Origin of the sequence: Planotetraspora phitsanulokensis (genome assembly GCF_016863295.1) — a bacterium.
GTDB classification, from domain to species: domain Bacteria; phylum Actinomycetota; class Actinomycetes; order Streptosporangiales; family Streptosporangiaceae; genus Planotetraspora; species Planotetraspora phitsanulokensis.
Genome location: NZ_BOOP01000013.1, coordinates 171,160 through 185,759, shown reverse-complemented (window position 1 = coordinate 185,759; position 14,600 = coordinate 171,160). Strand labels below are relative to the sequence as shown.

Below are 14,600 nucleotides of genomic sequence, written 5' to 3'. Positions count from 1 at the left end.
CGCCCATGTGCGTCACCGGCCGCCGCAGCTGAGGGCGCACAACCGGGCCATGGCGTCGCTCGACGGGCCCGGCTCGGGCTCGCCGACGAAGACGCGCAGACCGGGGACGCTGTCGATGCGGAACGTCTCGTTCCACAAGGTGATCTCGCCGACACGGCCGTGGTGGAGGCGTACGAGGCCCCGGGTCCTGCCCCGCACGTCGTGGCGCGCCCACAGCCGCCGGAAGTCCTCACTCCCGCGTGACAGCTCGTCGACCAGCTTGCGGAGCGACGGGTCGTCGTGGTCCGCTCCCGCCACGGCACGCAGGTGCGCCACGTTGGCGGCGGCCTCCTGCTCCCAGTCCAGCCAGAACTCGCGTGCGATGGGGCTGAGGAAGGTCAACCTGATCAGGTTGTCGGTGTGCTCGAACTCGCTGAGGAGCCCGGTGGCCACCCGGTTCTTGGCCAGAATGTCCAGGCGGCGGTTCACCACGAACGCCGACGCGTCATCCCATCTCTCAAGGAACCGCAGGACGCGCAGATCGAGCCGATCGACAGGGGCCGTGGCCGCATGGAAGCCCGCTCGCGGCTGCGCGAGCGTGTACAGGTGCTCGGTGGCGTCGGGACTGAGCCGGAAGGCCTGCGCCAGGGAGGCGAGCACCTGAGCCGACGGGTTGTTGTCCCGTCCCTGTTCCAGCCGTGCGTAGTAGTCGGTGCTGAGGCCCGCCAGCATCGCGATCTCCTCGCGGCGCAACCCGGGTGTCCGGCGGCGGTCGCCCGCGCGCGTCAACCCGACCTGATCAACGGTCGTGAGGTGACGCCGAGCGCGAAGGAACTCGCCCAGAAGACTGCCCATGCCAGGGAGGATAAGAAATTTGAGGTCAAATCCACGCAAAAGGTACAAATATTTGCGCTTCTGGCCCGCTGGACCCCCATGGTCGACGGTCGTGCGCGCTCCGTGCGCCGGAACAGGTCGGCGTGGCATGAACTGAGGACCCGGGGCCGTTCCGGCCCCGGGTCTTCACCTTGATCTACTCCTTGACCAGCAGCGCCACACACTCCACGTGGTGGGTCATCGGGTACTGGTCGAACGCCCTCAGCCCCGCCAGGCGGTAGCCGTGCCCGGCGAACCAGGCGATGTCCCGCGCGAGCGTGGCGGGGTCGCAGGAGACGTAGACGATCCGCGGCGCACGCAGGGAGGCGACGCGGTCGACGACCGGGCGGCCGAGGCCGGCTCTGGGCGGGTCGGCGACGACGAGATCGGCCACCTCGACGTCCAGCCGGTCGAGCGCCTCCTCCACCCTGCCGCGCTCGAACGTGGCCTGAGGGAGGTCACGCAGGTTCCACCGGGCGTCCTGGACGGCCTGCGGCTCCGACTCGATCCCCAGCACCGCCCCCTCGGGGCCGACGGCCCGGGCGAGTCCCGCGGCGAACAGGCCGGCTCCGCAGTAGAGGTCGAGGGCCCACTCCCCCTCCTTCGGCTGCCCGAAGTCGAGCACCGCGTCGAGCAGCGTCTCGGCCGCCCCGGGGTGGACCTGCCAGAAGCCGCTCGCGGTCACCCGGAAGTCCCGGTCGCGGACCCGCTCGACCAGCGACGCCTGCCCCCTGAGCGCGCGGGTGCCGCGCCTGCCCTCGTCGAGCAGGACCGACGCGTCCACGTCGGGTACGGCCACGCGCCGGTGAGGCAGGGGTTCCACGATCACGGCCCGGTCGCCGCTCGCCGCCGCGACCACCTCGACCGAGGCGCTGCCACGCCAGTCGAGGGTCTCGGCTCCGATCTCCTCGACGGCGGGATGGGCGATCAGGCACCGGTCGATGTGCTCGATGACGTGGGACCGATGCCGGCGGAGCCCGGCGGTCCCGTCGTCGTCGACGGCGAACTGCACACGAGTGCGCCAGCCGAGGCCGTCCGGCGCGCCCGGCACCTCCTCGACCTCGACCTTCCACTCGAGTCCGGCCAGCCGCTGAAGCTGTTCGGCGACGACCTCGGCCTTCATCCGCCGCTGCGCCTCGAGCGAGGCGTGCTGCCAGTCGCACCCGCCGCACCGGCCGGGCCCGCTGAAGGGACAGGGCGGCGTCACCCGGTCAGGGGAGGCCTCGAGGATTTCGACGGCGTCGGCCCTCAGGAACCGGGCGGTCTCCTCGGTGATCTCAGCCAGGACCCGCTCCCCCGGCAGGGCGTGCCGGACAAACACCACGCGGCCCTCGTGCCTGGCCACGCACCAGCCGCCGTTGGCGACTCGATCCACGGTCAGCTCGATGGGCACAGCGCCCCTCCTTCGCATGTCATGAGGTCAATCATGCCTTGACCTGATCGTCCTTCGGCGCGGGCGCCGAATACGAGCGGCGGGCGGCGCCGGGCGCGAGGCCGACCGGACGGCTCTTGAGACGGTCGGAGGAGGCCAGCTGCCACGGCACGCTGGTCACCATGACACCCGGCTTGAACAGCAGCCGGCCCTTGAGCCGCAACGCGCTCTGGTTGTGGAGCAGGTGCTCCCACCAGTGGCCGACGACGTATTCCGGGATGTAGACGCTCACCACGTCGCGCGGCGAGCGGCGGCGCAGCGACTTCACGTACTCGAGCACGGGCCCGGTGATCTCGCGGTAGGGCGAGTCGAGGATCTTCAAGGGCACGGGGATGCCCCGGCGGTCCCATTCCTCCTGCAGCCTGGCCGCCTCGTCGGCGTCGACGCTCACCGTGACGGCCTCCAGCGTCGAGGGGCGGGTCGCCTTCGCGTACGCCAGGGCGCGCAACGTCGGCTTGTGGATCTTGGAGACGAGCACGACGGCGTGGTTGCGCGCCGGCAACATCGACTCGTCGTGCTCGCCCTCCTCGGGCGCGGCCAGTTCCTCGGCGACGCGGTCGTAGTGGTGGCGGATGCCCTTCATCATCAGGAACAGGACGGGCATGGCGATGCAGACGATGTACGCGCCGTGGGTGAACTTGGTCAGCAGGACGACGACCAGGACGATGCCGGTCATGACGCCGCCGAAGCCGTTGATGACCCGCGCCCTCAGCATGCGGAACCGGACCTTGGGGTCGGTCTCGGTCTTCAGGTGACGGGTCCAGTGCCGGACCATGCCGAGCTGGCTGAGCGTGAACGAGACGAAGACGCCGACGATGTAGAGGTTGAGCAGCTTGCTCACGTCGGCGTTGAAGGCCCAGATCAGCAGTCCCGCGCCGGCGGCCAGCAGGACGATTCCGTTGCTGAAGGCGAGGCGGTCGCCACGGGTGTGGAGCTGGCGCGGCAGGTAGCGGTCCTGGGCGAGGATCGAGCCCAGGACGGGGAAGCCGTTGAAGGCGGTGTTGGCGGCGAGGAAGAGGATCAGCGCGGTCACCGCCGAGATCACCACGAACAGGGCCGAGCCGTCGCCGAAGACGGCCGACGCGACCTGCGCGATGATCGGCTGCTGGTAGTAGTCCGGCCCGGCCGGGTGACCGTTGATCAGGATGTCTCTGGCGACGTTGGCGGGCTCGGTGACCTTCACCCCGGATTTGAGCCCCAGGAAGATGATCCCGCTGAACATCGTGACGGCGATGCCGCCCATCAGCAGCAGCGTCGTCGCCGCGTTGCGGCTCTTGGGCTTGCGGAAGGCCGGCACGCCGTTGCTGATCGCCTCGACACCCGTCAGGGCGGCGCATCCGGACGAGAACGCCCGCAGGACGAGGAAGGCGAGGGCGAACCCGGCCAGGTCCGCCTGTTCGGACACGATCCGGTAGTCGGCCGTCGGCGCCCGGAGGTCGTCCCCGAGGACGAGCAGCCGGAACATGCCCCACAGGACCATGCCGATGACCGCGATCATGAAGGCGTACGTGGGGATCGCGAACGCGACGCCGGACTCGCGCAGGCCGCGCAGGTTGATGACGGTCAGGATGACCACGATCCCGATCGCCACGAGGGGTCGGTGCTCGGCCACGAACGGAATCGTGGCGCCCACGTAGTCGGCGCCGTTGGCCACCGACACGGCGACGGTGAGCACGTAGTCGACGAGCAGCGCGCTCGCGACCGTCAGCCCGGCGTTCGCCCCGAGGTTCGTCGTCGCCACCTCGTAGTCGCCGCCGCCGCTGGGGTAGGCGTGCACGTTCTGCCGGTAGGACGCGACGACGACCAGCATGACGAGGACGACGGCGGCCGCCACCCACGGGCTGTAGCTGTAGAAGGTGGCGCCGGCCAGTGACAGGATGACCAGGATCTCCTGCGGCGCGTAGGCCACGGAGGACAGCGCGTCACTCGCGAAGACCGGCAGGGCCACGCGTTTGGGCAGCAGCTGATCGTGGAGCTGCGTGCTTCGCAGAGCGCGCCCCACGAGGAGCCGTTTGACAAGATCCGTCACCTTTGACACGTCTGTTGAGCCTAGTACGCGACAGCCCGCCCGGCGCACATGGTTGGGAGGAGAGCGCGACATACTGTCTGCAACAGGAGTCCGCCACAAACCCACGGCGGGAGAGTATGCATATCGTGATCATGGGATGCGGGCGGGTCGGATCGACTCTCGCTCACATCCTCGAGGACAACGGCCACTCGGTCGCCATCATCGACCGCGACCCGCAGGCCTTCCGCAGGCTCCGTGCGGGCTTCCGCGGCCGGCGGGTGACCGGGATGGGCTTCGACCGCGACGTGCTCGGGGAGGCCGGCATCGAGTCAGCCGCCGCCTTCGTCGCCGTCAGCAGCGGCGACAACTCCAACATCATCTCGGCGCGGGTGGCGCGGGAGATGTTCGGCGTCGAGAACGTCGTCGCCCGCATCTACGATTCCCGCCGGGCCGAGGTGTACCAGCGGCTCGGCATCCCGACCGTCGCCACCGTCCGATGGACGGCCGACCAGATCCTGCGCAGGGTCCTGCCCGAGGGCGCGGAACCGCTCTGGCGCGACCCCACGGGCACCGTGATCCTGGCGGAGGTCACCTTCCACCCCGGGTGGATCGGCTTCCGCAGCACGGCCGTCGAGAGCGCAGCGGGCGCCCGCGTGGCCTTCGTCAACCGCATGGGTGAGGCCCTGGTGCCCAAGGAGGACACCGTGATCCAGGATGGCGACATCCTCCACCTGATCGCGGCCGAGAACGAGATGGAGCGGATCAACAAGGTGTTGTCCAGCGCGCCGTCGGACGAGGAGCACTGATGCGCGTCACCATCGCGGGCGCAGGCGCCGTGGGCCGCTCCATCGCGGCCGAACTGCTGGAGAACGGCCACGACGTCCTGCTCATCGACATCGACCCTCGAGCCATCAAGATCGACAGCGTGCCCCGGGCCGAGTGGCTCCTCGCCGACGCCTGTGAGATCTCCTCGCTCGACGAGGCGGGGCTCAACGGTTGCCAGGTCGTGATCGCGGCCTCCGGCGACGACAAGGTCAACCTCGTCGTCTCGCTGCTCGCCAAGACCGAGTACGGCGTGCCGCGCGTGGTCGCCCGCATCAACCACCCGAAGAACGAATGGCTGTTCAACGAGTCGTGGGGGGTGGACGTCGCCGTCTCGACCCCGCGCCTGCTGTCGGCGCTGGTCGAGGAGGCCGTCAGCGTCGGAGACCTGGTCCGGCTGATGACCTTCCGCCAGGGCCAGGCGAACCTCGTCGAGCTCACCCTCGCCGAGGACGCGCCCGTCGTCGGCCAGCGGGCGGGTTCCGTGCCGTGGCCGGAGGACGCCGCCCTGGTCGCCATCCTCCGCGAGGGCCGGGTGCTCGTCCCCTCGGCCGACGATCCGCTTGAGGCGGGCGACGAGCTGCTCTTCGTGGCCAATCAAGAGGTCGAGCACGAGCTCGCCCAGCTGCTGTCCTCGCACTGAGCCGCCGATCGCGGGCCGCGGTCGCCGCCTGGACGCGGCGGCCGCGTCAGGCCACTCGCTGGGCCGGACCGGGGGTGTGACACGTCAGCCCGCCGGCTGAGCCGGACCGGGCTGCACGGGGGTGTACTGCGTCAGCCCGCCGGCTGAGCCGGACCGGGCTGCACGGGGGTGTACTGCGTCAGCCCGCCGGCTGGGCAGGAGCGGGCTGGACGGGGGTGCGGCCTCTGGCCAGCACCCAGAGCATCGCGGCGAGCCCGGCCACCTGCAGCGGCCAGCCCAGAGCGAGCTTGGCGATGCCGAGTGGGGCCACGAGGTCCGCCCAGTAGAGCGGCAGCTGCACCACGACCCGGATCAGACAGGGCAACATCAGCAGCCACGTCAGCCGGTTGCACAGGCGCACCAGGCCGGGATCCTTGTGCCAGGCGGTCGGGTCGCCGGTCACCGATCCGACGAGGAAGCCGACGATTGGCCAGCGCAGGACGATCGACAGGAGCATGCCCGCGGCGTAGATCCCGTTGTAGTAGATGCCCGGCAGGAAGACGTCCTTGGCCTCACCGGTCCTGGACGCGAAGAAGGCGCCGATTCCGATGCCGACGAGGCTGTTGAGCACGAACTGCGGGGTGCTCCGCTGGGCCAGCCGTACGACCAGGAGGATCACGGAGGCGGCGATGCTGACGATCAGCGAGAGCTTCAGCTCTTCCGTCGTGATCCACATCGCGGTGAAGACGATGGTGGGAACCGCCGCCTCGACGATTCCCCGCTTACCGCCCAGCGCCTTCGACAGCTGGGCACGGACGGCCGACTCAACGGTTGCGTGCGCCTCCGGCGCGGCCGTCGTGTCCGCTGTGCTCATACCGTCTCCTGAATGATCAAGGGCCACCCGCAGGGCGCAGCTCGTAACGAGGATTGAACATGACCTTGCGGCCGTCCTGGAGACTCACCAGGCCCTCAGCCCGTACGACGCGGCCGGGCTCGATCCCGACGATCTTCCGGCGGCCCAGCCAGACCAGGTCGATCACGTCCGACCCGTCGTACAGCTCGGCCTCCAGAGCGGGCGCACCCCCGCGCGGCCGCAATGTCACGGTACGTAGCGTACCCGCCACACAGAAGCGGCGCCGTTCGCCACACGCGGCGATCGGAGTGGCCCCCTGCCGTCCCAGGTCCTCACGCAGCTCAGCCGCCTCGAGGTCGGCCTGGCTGGTGGCCAGCCGCTGAAAGAAACCCCGCAGTCCGCCGCGTTTGGCAGGCTCCGGCGTGCTCATCGGTCGCTCACCAGCTTCCCAGCTCGCAGTTAAGAGGACCCGTCATCATGCCTTCAAGCGTAGGGGACGCTCTCATCGCACACTACTTGAGCACATCCGAAGCCTAAAGGACAAGAATGCAGGATCTCCGCATCACGGACAGGGCCGTCAGCGTGTCTCGGTGATCTCCGGGCCGCGCTCGAACGGGAACTTCGGCTGCTGCGCTGCCTGTTCCTCCATCGCCTGCCTGGCCTCCGCCGGCAGCCGGAGCTGGATCGGGTCCTTGGGGGCCATGGGCTCGTCGCCCCGGACCACCACGATGTCCCTGACGACGTTCTCGAGGGTCTCGGCCACGGCGGGGTCGACGGCCGCGCGCCCGCTGATGACCGCCCTGAGGAACCAGCGAGGGCCGTCGATCCCGATGTACCGGACGGGCTGCGGCTCCTGGCCCTGCGTGGGGACCATCGCCGCCAGCTCGGCGCCGAAGGGCCCCTCCTGCTCCCGGACCGTGCCGCCCACGGCCACGACCTCACGGGACAACTCGGCGCGGACCTCGTCCCAGATTCCACTGCGCTTGGGCGCGGCGAACGCGTGCACCTGCAGGGCGCTCTCGTTCACCAGGACGAGCGCGCCGTCGATCTGGTCCCCCGCCAGGCTGAGCTGCACCTCGAACCCCGGGCCGATGGGGAGGTGGAGACCTCCGAGGTCGACCCGCTCGGCCTCCGGGTAGCCCTCCTGGGCGTCCCACGGGCCCGATGTCCGCGCGGGAGCGGGCCGGTCCTCCGAGACGGCCGGTGCCGCCTCCACCTCCGCGCTTCGCCTGCGTCGGAACACGTTCCTTCACACTCCTCTGTCTGCCGTGCCGTGATCGACGGCTGTCAGCTGCCGGTGGATCCGAACCCGTCGGCGCCCCGCGCCGATCCGGGCAGGCGCTCCACCTCATGAAACGCGGCCTTCTCCACGCGCTGGACGACCAGTTGAGCGATCCGGTCGCCGCGCTTGAGCCGTACCGCCTCCTTGGCATCGGTGTTGATCAAGGTCACCTTGATCTCACCCCGGTACCCCGCGTCGACCGTCCCCGGCGCGTTCACGAGCGTGACGCCGTACTTGGCGGCCAGCCCGGAGCGGGGGTGGACGAACGCGGCGTAGCCGTCGGGAAGCGCGATGGCGATCCCGGTTCCCACCACGGCCCGCTCTCCGGGCAGCAGTTCGACGTCCACGGTAGCGCGAAGATCGGCGCCGGCGTCGCCCGGATGGGCGTACGACGGCAACGGAAGCCCGGCGTCCAGGCGATGGATCAGGACTTCAACGCTCATGACGCAAGACCCTACCCGTTGTGCTGCGGAGACACCGCCCCTCCCGCGTTAGACGACGGTTGATCCTCATCCGGGACGGTGGGTTCGGGGATCGACGGTCTCGGCCGCTCAGGGGAGGGTTCCGAAGACTGCGGAGGAACCTCCGGCAGGGGGCCTTCCTCGGGGGGCGGGGCCTCGGGCTGGCTCCGTCTCAGCTCGGGCAGCGCGCGGTAGATCACGGCCGTCACGGGCACCGCAACCGCGGCTCCGGCGATCCCGCCCAGGACGCCGCCGATGGCGAGGACCAGGATGATCGCGAGAGGGTGGAACGCCAGGGCGCGCCCGACGATGAGCGGCTGGAGGACGTGGTTCTCCAGTTGCTGCTCGACGACGAGGACTCCCACGAAGATCAGCGCGTACACCCAGCCCTGCGAGCCGAACGTCACGAGGGTCGCGATGGTGCCGGCGAAGAAGATCCCGACGATCGGGATGAAGCTGGCCAGGAACACCACCACCGCCAGCGGCGCCCAGAGCGGGACCTGCATGCCCGCGAGGACGACGCCGATGACGACCCCGTGGATCGCCGCGACGGCGACCGTGCCGTGGACGTAGTGGGAGATCGTGACCCAGGCGGCGCGCCCGGCGCGGTCGACGCGCGGCGAGGCGGTGCCGAACGCCCGCAGGAACCAGGCCCAGATGCGGTCGCCGTCCTTGAGCAGGAAGAACGTCACGAACAGCATCAGAATGATGGAGGTGAGCACCTCGACGATCGCGGTGGCCCCGGTGAGCAGCGTGTCGGTGATCTGGCTGCGCTGGTCGTTGATCTGCTTCGTCAGCTCGTCGACCATGTCGGCCAGCTGGGCCTCCTTGAGCTGGAGCGGCCCGTGAAGCAACCAGTCCTGCACGCTGCGGGCGGTGAGCTGGATCTGCTCGACCAGCCGCGGGAACTCCTCGTTGGCCCGCAGCCCGATCATGAAGCCGACGCCGACGATGATCGCCAGGCCGAACAGCATGGTGATCCACGTCGCGTAGATGGGCCGCAGGCCGAAGCGGCGCAGCCGCCTGGTCATCGGGAACAGCAGAGCGGTCAGGAGGAAGGCTATGGCCACGGGCAGGACGACGAAACTCAGCCGCCCGATGATCAACGCGAACACATAGATCATCGCGCCGAGCAGCAGCACGCGCCAGCTCCATGCGGCCAGCGTGACGAGAACGCGGGGAACCGCGGCGTCTTCACGCTCCTTAGGCGAGATCACGCGTCAAGCCTGGCATGTTCTCCGCCCCGGCGCGCACGTGTTCTCGCTCACGCTCCGCATTTTGGAATGAACACCGCGTCCCCGCCCTCTCCCTGGGCGCGATCCCCCTCCCCCTCGGCGTGATCATGCACACATTCGTGAACATGGCCCCCGACCTCCCCCTCCCCCGGCTGTGATCATGCACATGTTCGCCGAAATGGGCCCTGACCTGCCCCATCTCCCGGCGTGATCATGCACACATTCGCGAATGTCTGCATGATCACGACCAGGGGAGGGGCAGGTCCGCGGGCAGATCTACGAATCCGTGCATGATCACGCCCGAATGGCGTGGCGGGGGTTGCTATGGGTAGACACTATGGTCATCACTGAGGAGGAATCATGGCGGACATTACGCGGGCTGACGCGGACAAGCCCGACATGCAGTGGCGGATCGTAGGCGGTCTCGTGGGGCTCGCCGTGGGCTTCGCCTCACGCAAGGTGCTCTCGTACGCCTGGGAGAAGTCGACGGGCAAGAAGCCCCCGGCCAACGTCGACTCCCCCGAGATCAGCCTCCGCGAGGCCATCGCCTATGCCGTCGTGATGGGTCTCGGCATGGAGGTCGCCCGCATCGTGGCGACCCGCGCCGCCGCCCGGAAGTGGCGGTCGTGGAAGGAATCGGCGAAGGACCTCTAGTGCTCCTCGAGAGCGGTGAGGAAGTCGCTGGCCCACTTGTCGACGTTGTGCGTGGCGACCCTGCGCCTCAGTGAGCGCATCCTGCGGCCCAGCTCGTGCGGGGTAGCCCGCATCGCCGCGAGCATCGCCCGTTTCATGCCCTCGATGTCGTACGGATTGACGAGGAACGCCTGCCGCAACTCGTCGGCGGCCCCGGCGAACTCGCTGAGCACCAGGGCACCACGCAGGTCGTGCCGGCACGCGACGTACTCCTTGGCCACCAGGTTCATGCCGTCGCGCAACGGGGTGACCACCATGACGTCGGCGGCGCAGTAGAGCGCCGCGAGCTCGGCCTTGCTGTACGACTGGTGGAGATAGGTGATGGGCTGGCTGCCGAGCATGCCGTGCTCGCCGTTGATCCGGCCCACCTTCCGCTCGATGTCGTTGCGCAGCCGGATGTACTCCGCGACCCGCTCCCGCGTGGGCGTGGCCACCTGCACGAACGCCGCCTCGCCCGGCTTGACCGTGCCGTCGCCGAGCAGCTCGCCGAACGCCTTGAGCCGCTGGCCGATGCCCTTGGTGTAGTCGAGCCGGTCCACGCCGAGCAGCACGTGCTCGGGGTCGCCGAGTTCGGCCCTGATCTCCTTGGCGCGGGCCTGGATGCGCGGCTCGCGGACCATCTGGTCGAGCTCGCCGAAGTCCACGGAGATCGGGAACGCGTCGGTCCGTACGGTCCGGCCGTCGACGTAGATCTCGTTGCGGTGGTACTGCAGGCCGAGGAGGCGGCGGCAGAGCCGGATGAAGTTGGAGGCGCCGCCGGGACGCTGGAATCCGACGAGGTCGGCGCCGAGCAGACCCTCGAGGATCTCGCTCCGCCAGGGAAGCTGCCAGAACAGCTCGGCGGGCGGGAACGGGATGTGCAGGAAGAACCCGATCTTCAGGTCGGGGCGAAGCCTGCGCAGCATGGCGGGCACGAGCTGGAGCTGGTAGTCCTGCACCCATACGACGGCCCCGGGGGCCGCTGCGTCCGCGGCGGCGCGGGCGAACCGGTCGTTGACCGCCCGGTAGGCGTCCCACAGCACCCGCGAGTAGACCGGGGTCGCGACCACGTCGTGATAGAGCGGCCACAACGTCGCGTTGGAGAAACCCTCGTAGTAGAGCTCGACCTCCATGGCGGACAGCGGAACCGGGATCAGGTGCATGCCGTCGTCGTCGAACGGCTTCAGCTCCTCCTCGGCGGCACCGGTCCAGCCGAGCCAGGCGCCGTCACGCCGCTGCATCACGGGCGCGATCGCGGTGACGAGTCCGCCGGGGCTGCGCCGCCATTCCTTCTCGCCCACGCGGTCCACGGGAAGCCGGTTCGCGACGATCAGAAACGAGCTGGTGCCATGCATGAAGCCCTCCAGGGTCGCCTGTGCCCCACCATATGAAAGGCCACTGCGATCGCCCATACCCGTCAGGACGTGCACAATTCACAAGGGGCGATGTGAGGATGATCTCACGCAGCTCACAGCCGCCGCCCAAGAGGTTTAGACCAATCCGCCATACTTCGCTACCGGGCTTCCCGGTCCTGCCGCGGATCAGTTGGGGGACGGACCGGAAATCAGGTGGGGGGCAGGGCCCGTTGCCGGCGCAGATCGGCGCGTACGGCCTCCGCGAGCCTCTTGGTGGCCGCCCGGTTGAGCGCGCCGCCGGCGACCGCGCCGGTGAGGAAGGGCCCGAGGGTGGTGAGGTGCCTGCCGAGTGTCCGCATGAGGCGGTTGCGCAGGGCCGTCTTCGCCGCCGCCCCCAGGGCGAAGGTGGCCGAGCCCGGCGTGAGGGGGTTGACACCACGCTGCTTCGACCAGGCCATGGTGTAGGCGGCCGCCCGCTGGGAGCCGTTGCCCTGGACGGGCACGCCGTACACCTCGTGCAGCTCGGCGAGGAGCTTGACCTCGATCGCGGCCACGACCAGCGTCTCGGCCACAAGCTGCGCCGGAGCGGACAGCAGCAGGGGCGGAGCCGCGAACTCGGCCGCGGCGAGGGCTCCCCCCACCGCGCCTATGGCCGTCGTCGCCTTCGCCGCCGTGCGTACGAGGTCGTCGGCCAGTTGCTCTCCCGTCAGGCCGTAATGGTGTTCCTGCAAGGTCGCGTAGTCGCGGATCGGCAGCCGCTGGGCGATGTTGACGAACATGTCGGCCAACCATCGTCCACGCCCCGCACCTGACCCGCGGGCGTTCTTGGCCGATGTCGCGAGCGCCTTGCTGAGGCGGCCGAGCAGCCGACGCCGCTCGGCCCCGTCCGCCTCATCAGGGGTCACAAGCTTGCCGACCAGGTCGGCGACCTCTTCGTTCGATCGATCCGTTTCGGGAGTCAACGGACCCTCCTCAAGAGACTCCTAGGCCGCACACTCTCGGCAGACCTGCTGACCGTTCTTCTCGGAGGCCAGCTGGCTGCGGTGATGCACCAGGAAGCAGCGAGAGCAGGTGAACTCGTCCGCCTGACGCGGGATCACCCGAAGAGACAACTCCTCGTTGGAGAGATCAGCCCCCGGCAGCTCCAGCGACTCGGCGAGATCCGTCTCGTCGATGTCGATGCTGCCCGACGACTTGTCACTGCGCCGCGCCTGAAGTTCCTGAAGGCTGTCCTCATTCAGGTCGTCATCAGTCTTGCGCGGGCTGTCGTAGTCGGTTGCCATTTGCGTACTCCATCCCCCTCATCTATCTGTCTGCGCCTACGTCGCGCGTCTTCAACGCTCGGGAGGCGGAAAATGTGCCCGTCGCCGCCGGGAGATTTGCAATCGGTACCCGCATCGACGAACACTCAACCTCCCAACACGAGAGGGGCATCCCGCACTAGGCTCTGGTTAGCCAAATATGGCGAAAACCACAGTATCGACGGTATGACCCACCGCGTTTCGACGGCACATCCAACCACATGTGCGGCGCGGGCGCTCCATCAGCGCGCCGACTGCGCCCCACCGGCGGTCACCCCAACCCCCGACAGACGCACCGTCATCACGAGTCCTCCGCCGTCACGGGGGACGGCGCTCACCGATCCGCCGTGCGCACGGACGATCGCGCGCACGATGGACAGGCCGAGACCCGCGCCTTTGGCCGACTGGATCCGGTCGGCGTTCAGTCTCCTGAACGGCTCGAACAGGCTGTCCACCTCGTACGCGGGAACGTGTGGTCCCGTGTTCGCGATCTGAACAACGGCACCCCCACCGACAATTCCCGTACGGACCCACACTTTTCCGGAAGGTCCGGCATTGTGCTTGATGCCGTTCTCGATCAGGTTCGAAACGCAGCGTTCGAGAAGAACCGGATCACCTGTCGTGAGCGCGGGATGAAGGTCGTATTCGACGGCGATCTCTTCCTCTTCCGCGAACGGGGCGAGTTGATCGATGGCCGTCCTGGCGACCTCCTGAATGTCCACCGGTTTGCGTACGGACAACTCCCGATCGCTCCGGGCCAGCAGCAGCAGTCCCTCGATCAGGCGCTCGTTGCGCGCGGTGGTCCCCAGGAGCGTACGGCCGAGCACCTTGAGATCTTCGGACGCCTCGGGGTCGGCGAGCGCGACCTCCAGAACCGTCCGGTTGATGGCGAGAGGGGTCCTCAGCTCGTGCGAGGCGTTGTCGACGAACCTGCGCTGGGCGTCGAAGGCCGCGTTGAGCCTGATCAGCATGGCGTCGAAGGTGTCGGCGAGTTCCTTGAGCTCGTCGTCGGGGCCGGTGAGGTCGATGCGCTCGTGGGCGAGCGAGGTCTCCGACAACTTCCGCGCGGTGGCCGTCATCTGCTTGATCGGCCGAAGGGCCCGGTCCGCGACGACGTACCCGAGGATCACCGCGATGATGCCGACTCCCAGGAGCGCCAGAAGCCCGCGGGTGATCAGCGCGCCGAGCACCGCGTCGCTCACGGAGGCGTTCCTGTAGGTGATCTCCTGCCCCCAGTAGTCGATGAGCCACTGGGGTGTGTCGCCGGGGACCGTGAGGTAGACCTTCAGCGCGCTGTTCAGCACCGGGCGCACCAGCACATACATCACGAGAAGCAGCAGGGCGCCCGCCGCGAAGAACAGGGCGCTGTAGGTGAGCGTCAGCCGCCACCGGATGCTCATCCGGTCCGACAGCGCCTTGACCTGGTCGAGGAGGCTCACCTTCACAGGATGGGCCACCAGAGGCGGTGGCCCGTCCCAGGCGGGAGGTCCGCTGGGCGGCGGGGCCTGGCCACGGGACGCGCGCCGGGCCGGTCCCACGTGCAGGTCCTCTGTCCGCTCTTCCGCCTGCGGCGCCCCTGCGGGCGGGGTGGGCACCGAGTTCTCGGCCCCGTGCCCCGGACGGTCGCCGGGCTTGTCCGACCCGTCCCCCGGGCGGGCGCCGGGCTCGCCCGGTCCGCTCACCATGTCACCTCGAGTCCCCTGTG

Annotated in this window: 15 protein-coding genes; 3 read left to right on the top strand and 12 right to left on the bottom strand. The window is 69.1% G+C overall.

Annotation, left to right across the window (positions count from 1 at the left end; genetic code table 11):
• Nucleotides 1-12 precede the first annotated feature (12 nt).
• From Pph01_RS16545 to Pph01_RS16535, 3 genes are all read right to left on the bottom strand, one after another.
• Nucleotides 13-834, bottom strand: a complete 822-nt coding sequence (locus Pph01_RS16545; protein WP_204073967.1) for a helix-turn-helix domain-containing protein — start codon at nucleotides 832-834, stop codon at nucleotides 13-15.
• 175 nt (nucleotides 835-1,009) lie between these two features.
• Nucleotides 1,010-2,245, bottom strand: a complete 1,236-nt coding sequence (locus tag Pph01_RS16540) for a class I SAM-dependent RNA methyltransferase (RefSeq protein WP_239116751.1) — start codon at nucleotides 2,243-2,245, stop codon at nucleotides 1,010-1,012.
• Nucleotides 2,246-2,276: 31 nt separating this feature from the next.
• Complete coding sequence (locus tag Pph01_RS16535; protein ID WP_204073965.1) at nucleotides 2,277-4,322, bottom strand: APC family permease; 2,046 nt, start codon at nucleotides 4,320-4,322, stop codon at nucleotides 2,277-2,279.
• A 107-nt stretch (nucleotides 4,323-4,429) separates the two neighbouring features.
• Between Pph01_RS16535 and Pph01_RS16530 the strand changes: the two genes are divergently transcribed.
• Both Pph01_RS16530 and Pph01_RS16525 read left to right on the top strand, forming a co-directional pair.
• Nucleotides 4,430-5,098: a potassium channel family protein gene (locus tag Pph01_RS16530; protein WP_204073964.1), complete on the top strand. Its 669-nt coding sequence runs from the start codon at nucleotides 4,430-4,432 to the stop codon at nucleotides 5,096-5,098.
• Entirely contained in the window at nucleotides 5,098-5,757 is a 660-nt protein-coding gene (locus tag Pph01_RS16525) for a potassium channel family protein (RefSeq protein ID WP_204073963.1), read from the top strand. The genes Pph01_RS16530 and Pph01_RS16525 overlap by 1 nt, the downstream gene beginning before the upstream one ends.
• Before the next feature lie 178 nt (nucleotides 5,758-5,935).
• Here the strand turns inward: Pph01_RS16525 and Pph01_RS16520 are convergent, their stop codons facing one another.
• From Pph01_RS16520 to Pph01_RS16500, 5 genes are all read right to left on the bottom strand, one after another.
• On the bottom strand, nucleotides 5,936-6,610 hold the full coding sequence (locus Pph01_RS16520) for a DUF3159 domain-containing protein (protein ID WP_204073962.1): 675 nt from the start codon (nucleotides 6,608-6,610) through the stop codon (nucleotides 5,936-5,938).
• A gap of 16 nt (nucleotides 6,611-6,626) precedes the next feature.
• Nucleotides 6,627-7,019, bottom strand: coding sequence for an OB-fold nucleic acid binding domain-containing protein (locus Pph01_RS16515; protein ID WP_203951509.1), 393 nt, complete (start codon nucleotides 7,017-7,019; stop codon nucleotides 6,627-6,629).
• A gap of 147 nt (nucleotides 7,020-7,166) precedes the next feature.
• Nucleotides 7,167-7,832 carry a DUF3710 domain-containing protein gene (locus Pph01_RS16510; RefSeq protein ID WP_204073961.1) on the bottom strand — a complete coding sequence of 222 codons (666 nt, stop codon included), beginning with the start codon at nucleotides 7,830-7,832 and terminating at the stop codon, nucleotides 7,167-7,169.
• Between the two features lie 44 nt (nucleotides 7,833-7,876).
• Nucleotides 7,877-8,314: a dUTP diphosphatase gene (gene dut, locus Pph01_RS16505; RefSeq protein WP_203883216.1), complete on the bottom strand. Its 438-nt coding sequence runs from the start codon at nucleotides 8,312-8,314 to the stop codon at nucleotides 7,877-7,879.
• An 11-nt stretch (nucleotides 8,315-8,325) separates the two neighbouring features.
• The gene (locus Pph01_RS16500; RefSeq protein ID WP_204073960.1) at nucleotides 8,326-9,549 is read right to left on the bottom strand and encodes an AI-2E family transporter; all 1,224 of its coding nucleotides are present in this window, start codon (nucleotides 9,547-9,549) and stop codon (nucleotides 8,326-8,328) included.
• Nucleotides 9,550-9,927: 378 nt separating this feature from the next.
• Here Pph01_RS16500 and Pph01_RS16495 point away from each other — a divergent pair, with 378 nt between their 5' ends.
• Nucleotides 9,928-10,221, top strand: coding sequence for a DUF4235 domain-containing protein (locus Pph01_RS16495; RefSeq protein ID WP_204073959.1), 294 nt, complete (start codon nucleotides 9,928-9,930; stop codon nucleotides 10,219-10,221).
• On the opposite strand, the gene Pph01_RS16490 is transcribed toward Pph01_RS16495, so the two are convergent.
• The 4 genes from Pph01_RS16490 to Pph01_RS16475 form a co-directional block, all read right to left on the bottom strand.
• Nucleotides 10,218-11,594, bottom strand: a complete 1,377-nt coding sequence (locus Pph01_RS16490; RefSeq protein WP_204073958.1) for an alpha,alpha-trehalose-phosphate synthase (UDP-forming) — start codon at nucleotides 11,592-11,594, stop codon at nucleotides 10,218-10,220. The two genes, Pph01_RS16495 and Pph01_RS16490, sit on opposite strands and share 4 nt — an antisense overlap.
• A gap of 209 nt (nucleotides 11,595-11,803) precedes the next feature.
• The gene (locus Pph01_RS16485; RefSeq protein ID WP_239116750.1) at nucleotides 11,804-12,556 is read right to left on the bottom strand and encodes a hypothetical protein; all 753 of its coding nucleotides are present in this window, start codon (nucleotides 12,554-12,556) and stop codon (nucleotides 11,804-11,806) included.
• 21 nt (nucleotides 12,557-12,577) lie between these two features.
• Nucleotides 12,578-12,877 carry a DUF4193 domain-containing protein gene (locus tag Pph01_RS16480; RefSeq protein WP_030505490.1) on the bottom strand — a complete coding sequence of 100 codons (300 nt, stop codon included), beginning with the start codon at nucleotides 12,875-12,877 and terminating at the stop codon, nucleotides 12,578-12,580.
• 260 nt (nucleotides 12,878-13,137) lie between these two features.
• Nucleotides 13,138-14,580: a sensor histidine kinase gene (locus tag Pph01_RS16475; RefSeq protein ID WP_204073957.1), complete on the bottom strand. Its 1,443-nt coding sequence runs from the start codon at nucleotides 14,578-14,580 to the stop codon at nucleotides 13,138-13,140.
• Nucleotides 14,581-14,600 lie beyond the last annotated feature (20 nt).

Coding starts and splice junctions, on each gene's coding strand:
- Pph01_RS16475 (WP_204073957.1), bottom strand. CDS start 14,580: ATGGTGAGCGGACCGGGCGAGCCCGGCGCCCGCCCGGGGGACGGGTCG.
- Pph01_RS16530 (WP_204073964.1), top strand. CDS start 4,430: ATGCATATCGTGATCATGGGATGCGGGCGGGTCGGATCGACTCTCGCT.
- dut (WP_203883216.1), bottom strand. CDS start 8,314: ATGAGCGTTGAAGTCCTGATCCATCGCCTGGACGCCGGGCTTCCGTTG.
- Pph01_RS16525 (WP_204073963.1), top strand. CDS start 5,098: ATGCGCGTCACCATCGCGGGCGCAGGCGCCGTGGGCCGCTCCATCGCG.
- Pph01_RS16520 (WP_204073962.1), bottom strand. CDS start 6,610: ATGAGCACAGCGGACACGACGGCCGCGCCGGAGGCGCACGCAACCGTT.
- Pph01_RS16545 (WP_204073967.1), bottom strand. CDS start 834: ATGGGCAGTCTTCTGGGCGAGTTCCTTCGCGCTCGGCGTCACCTCACG.
- Pph01_RS16515 (WP_203951509.1), bottom strand. CDS start 7,019: ATGAGCACGCCGGAGCCTGCCAAACGCGGCGGACTGCGGGGTTTCTTT.
- Pph01_RS16490 (WP_204073958.1), bottom strand. CDS start 11,594: ATGCATGGCACCAGCTCGTTTCTGATCGTCGCGAACCGGCTTCCCGTG.
- Pph01_RS16495 (WP_204073959.1), top strand. CDS start 9,928: ATGGCGGACATTACGCGGGCTGACGCGGACAAGCCCGACATGCAGTGG.
- Pph01_RS16480 (WP_030505490.1), bottom strand. CDS start 12,877: ATGGCAACCGACTACGACAGCCCGCGCAAGACTGATGACGACCTGAAT.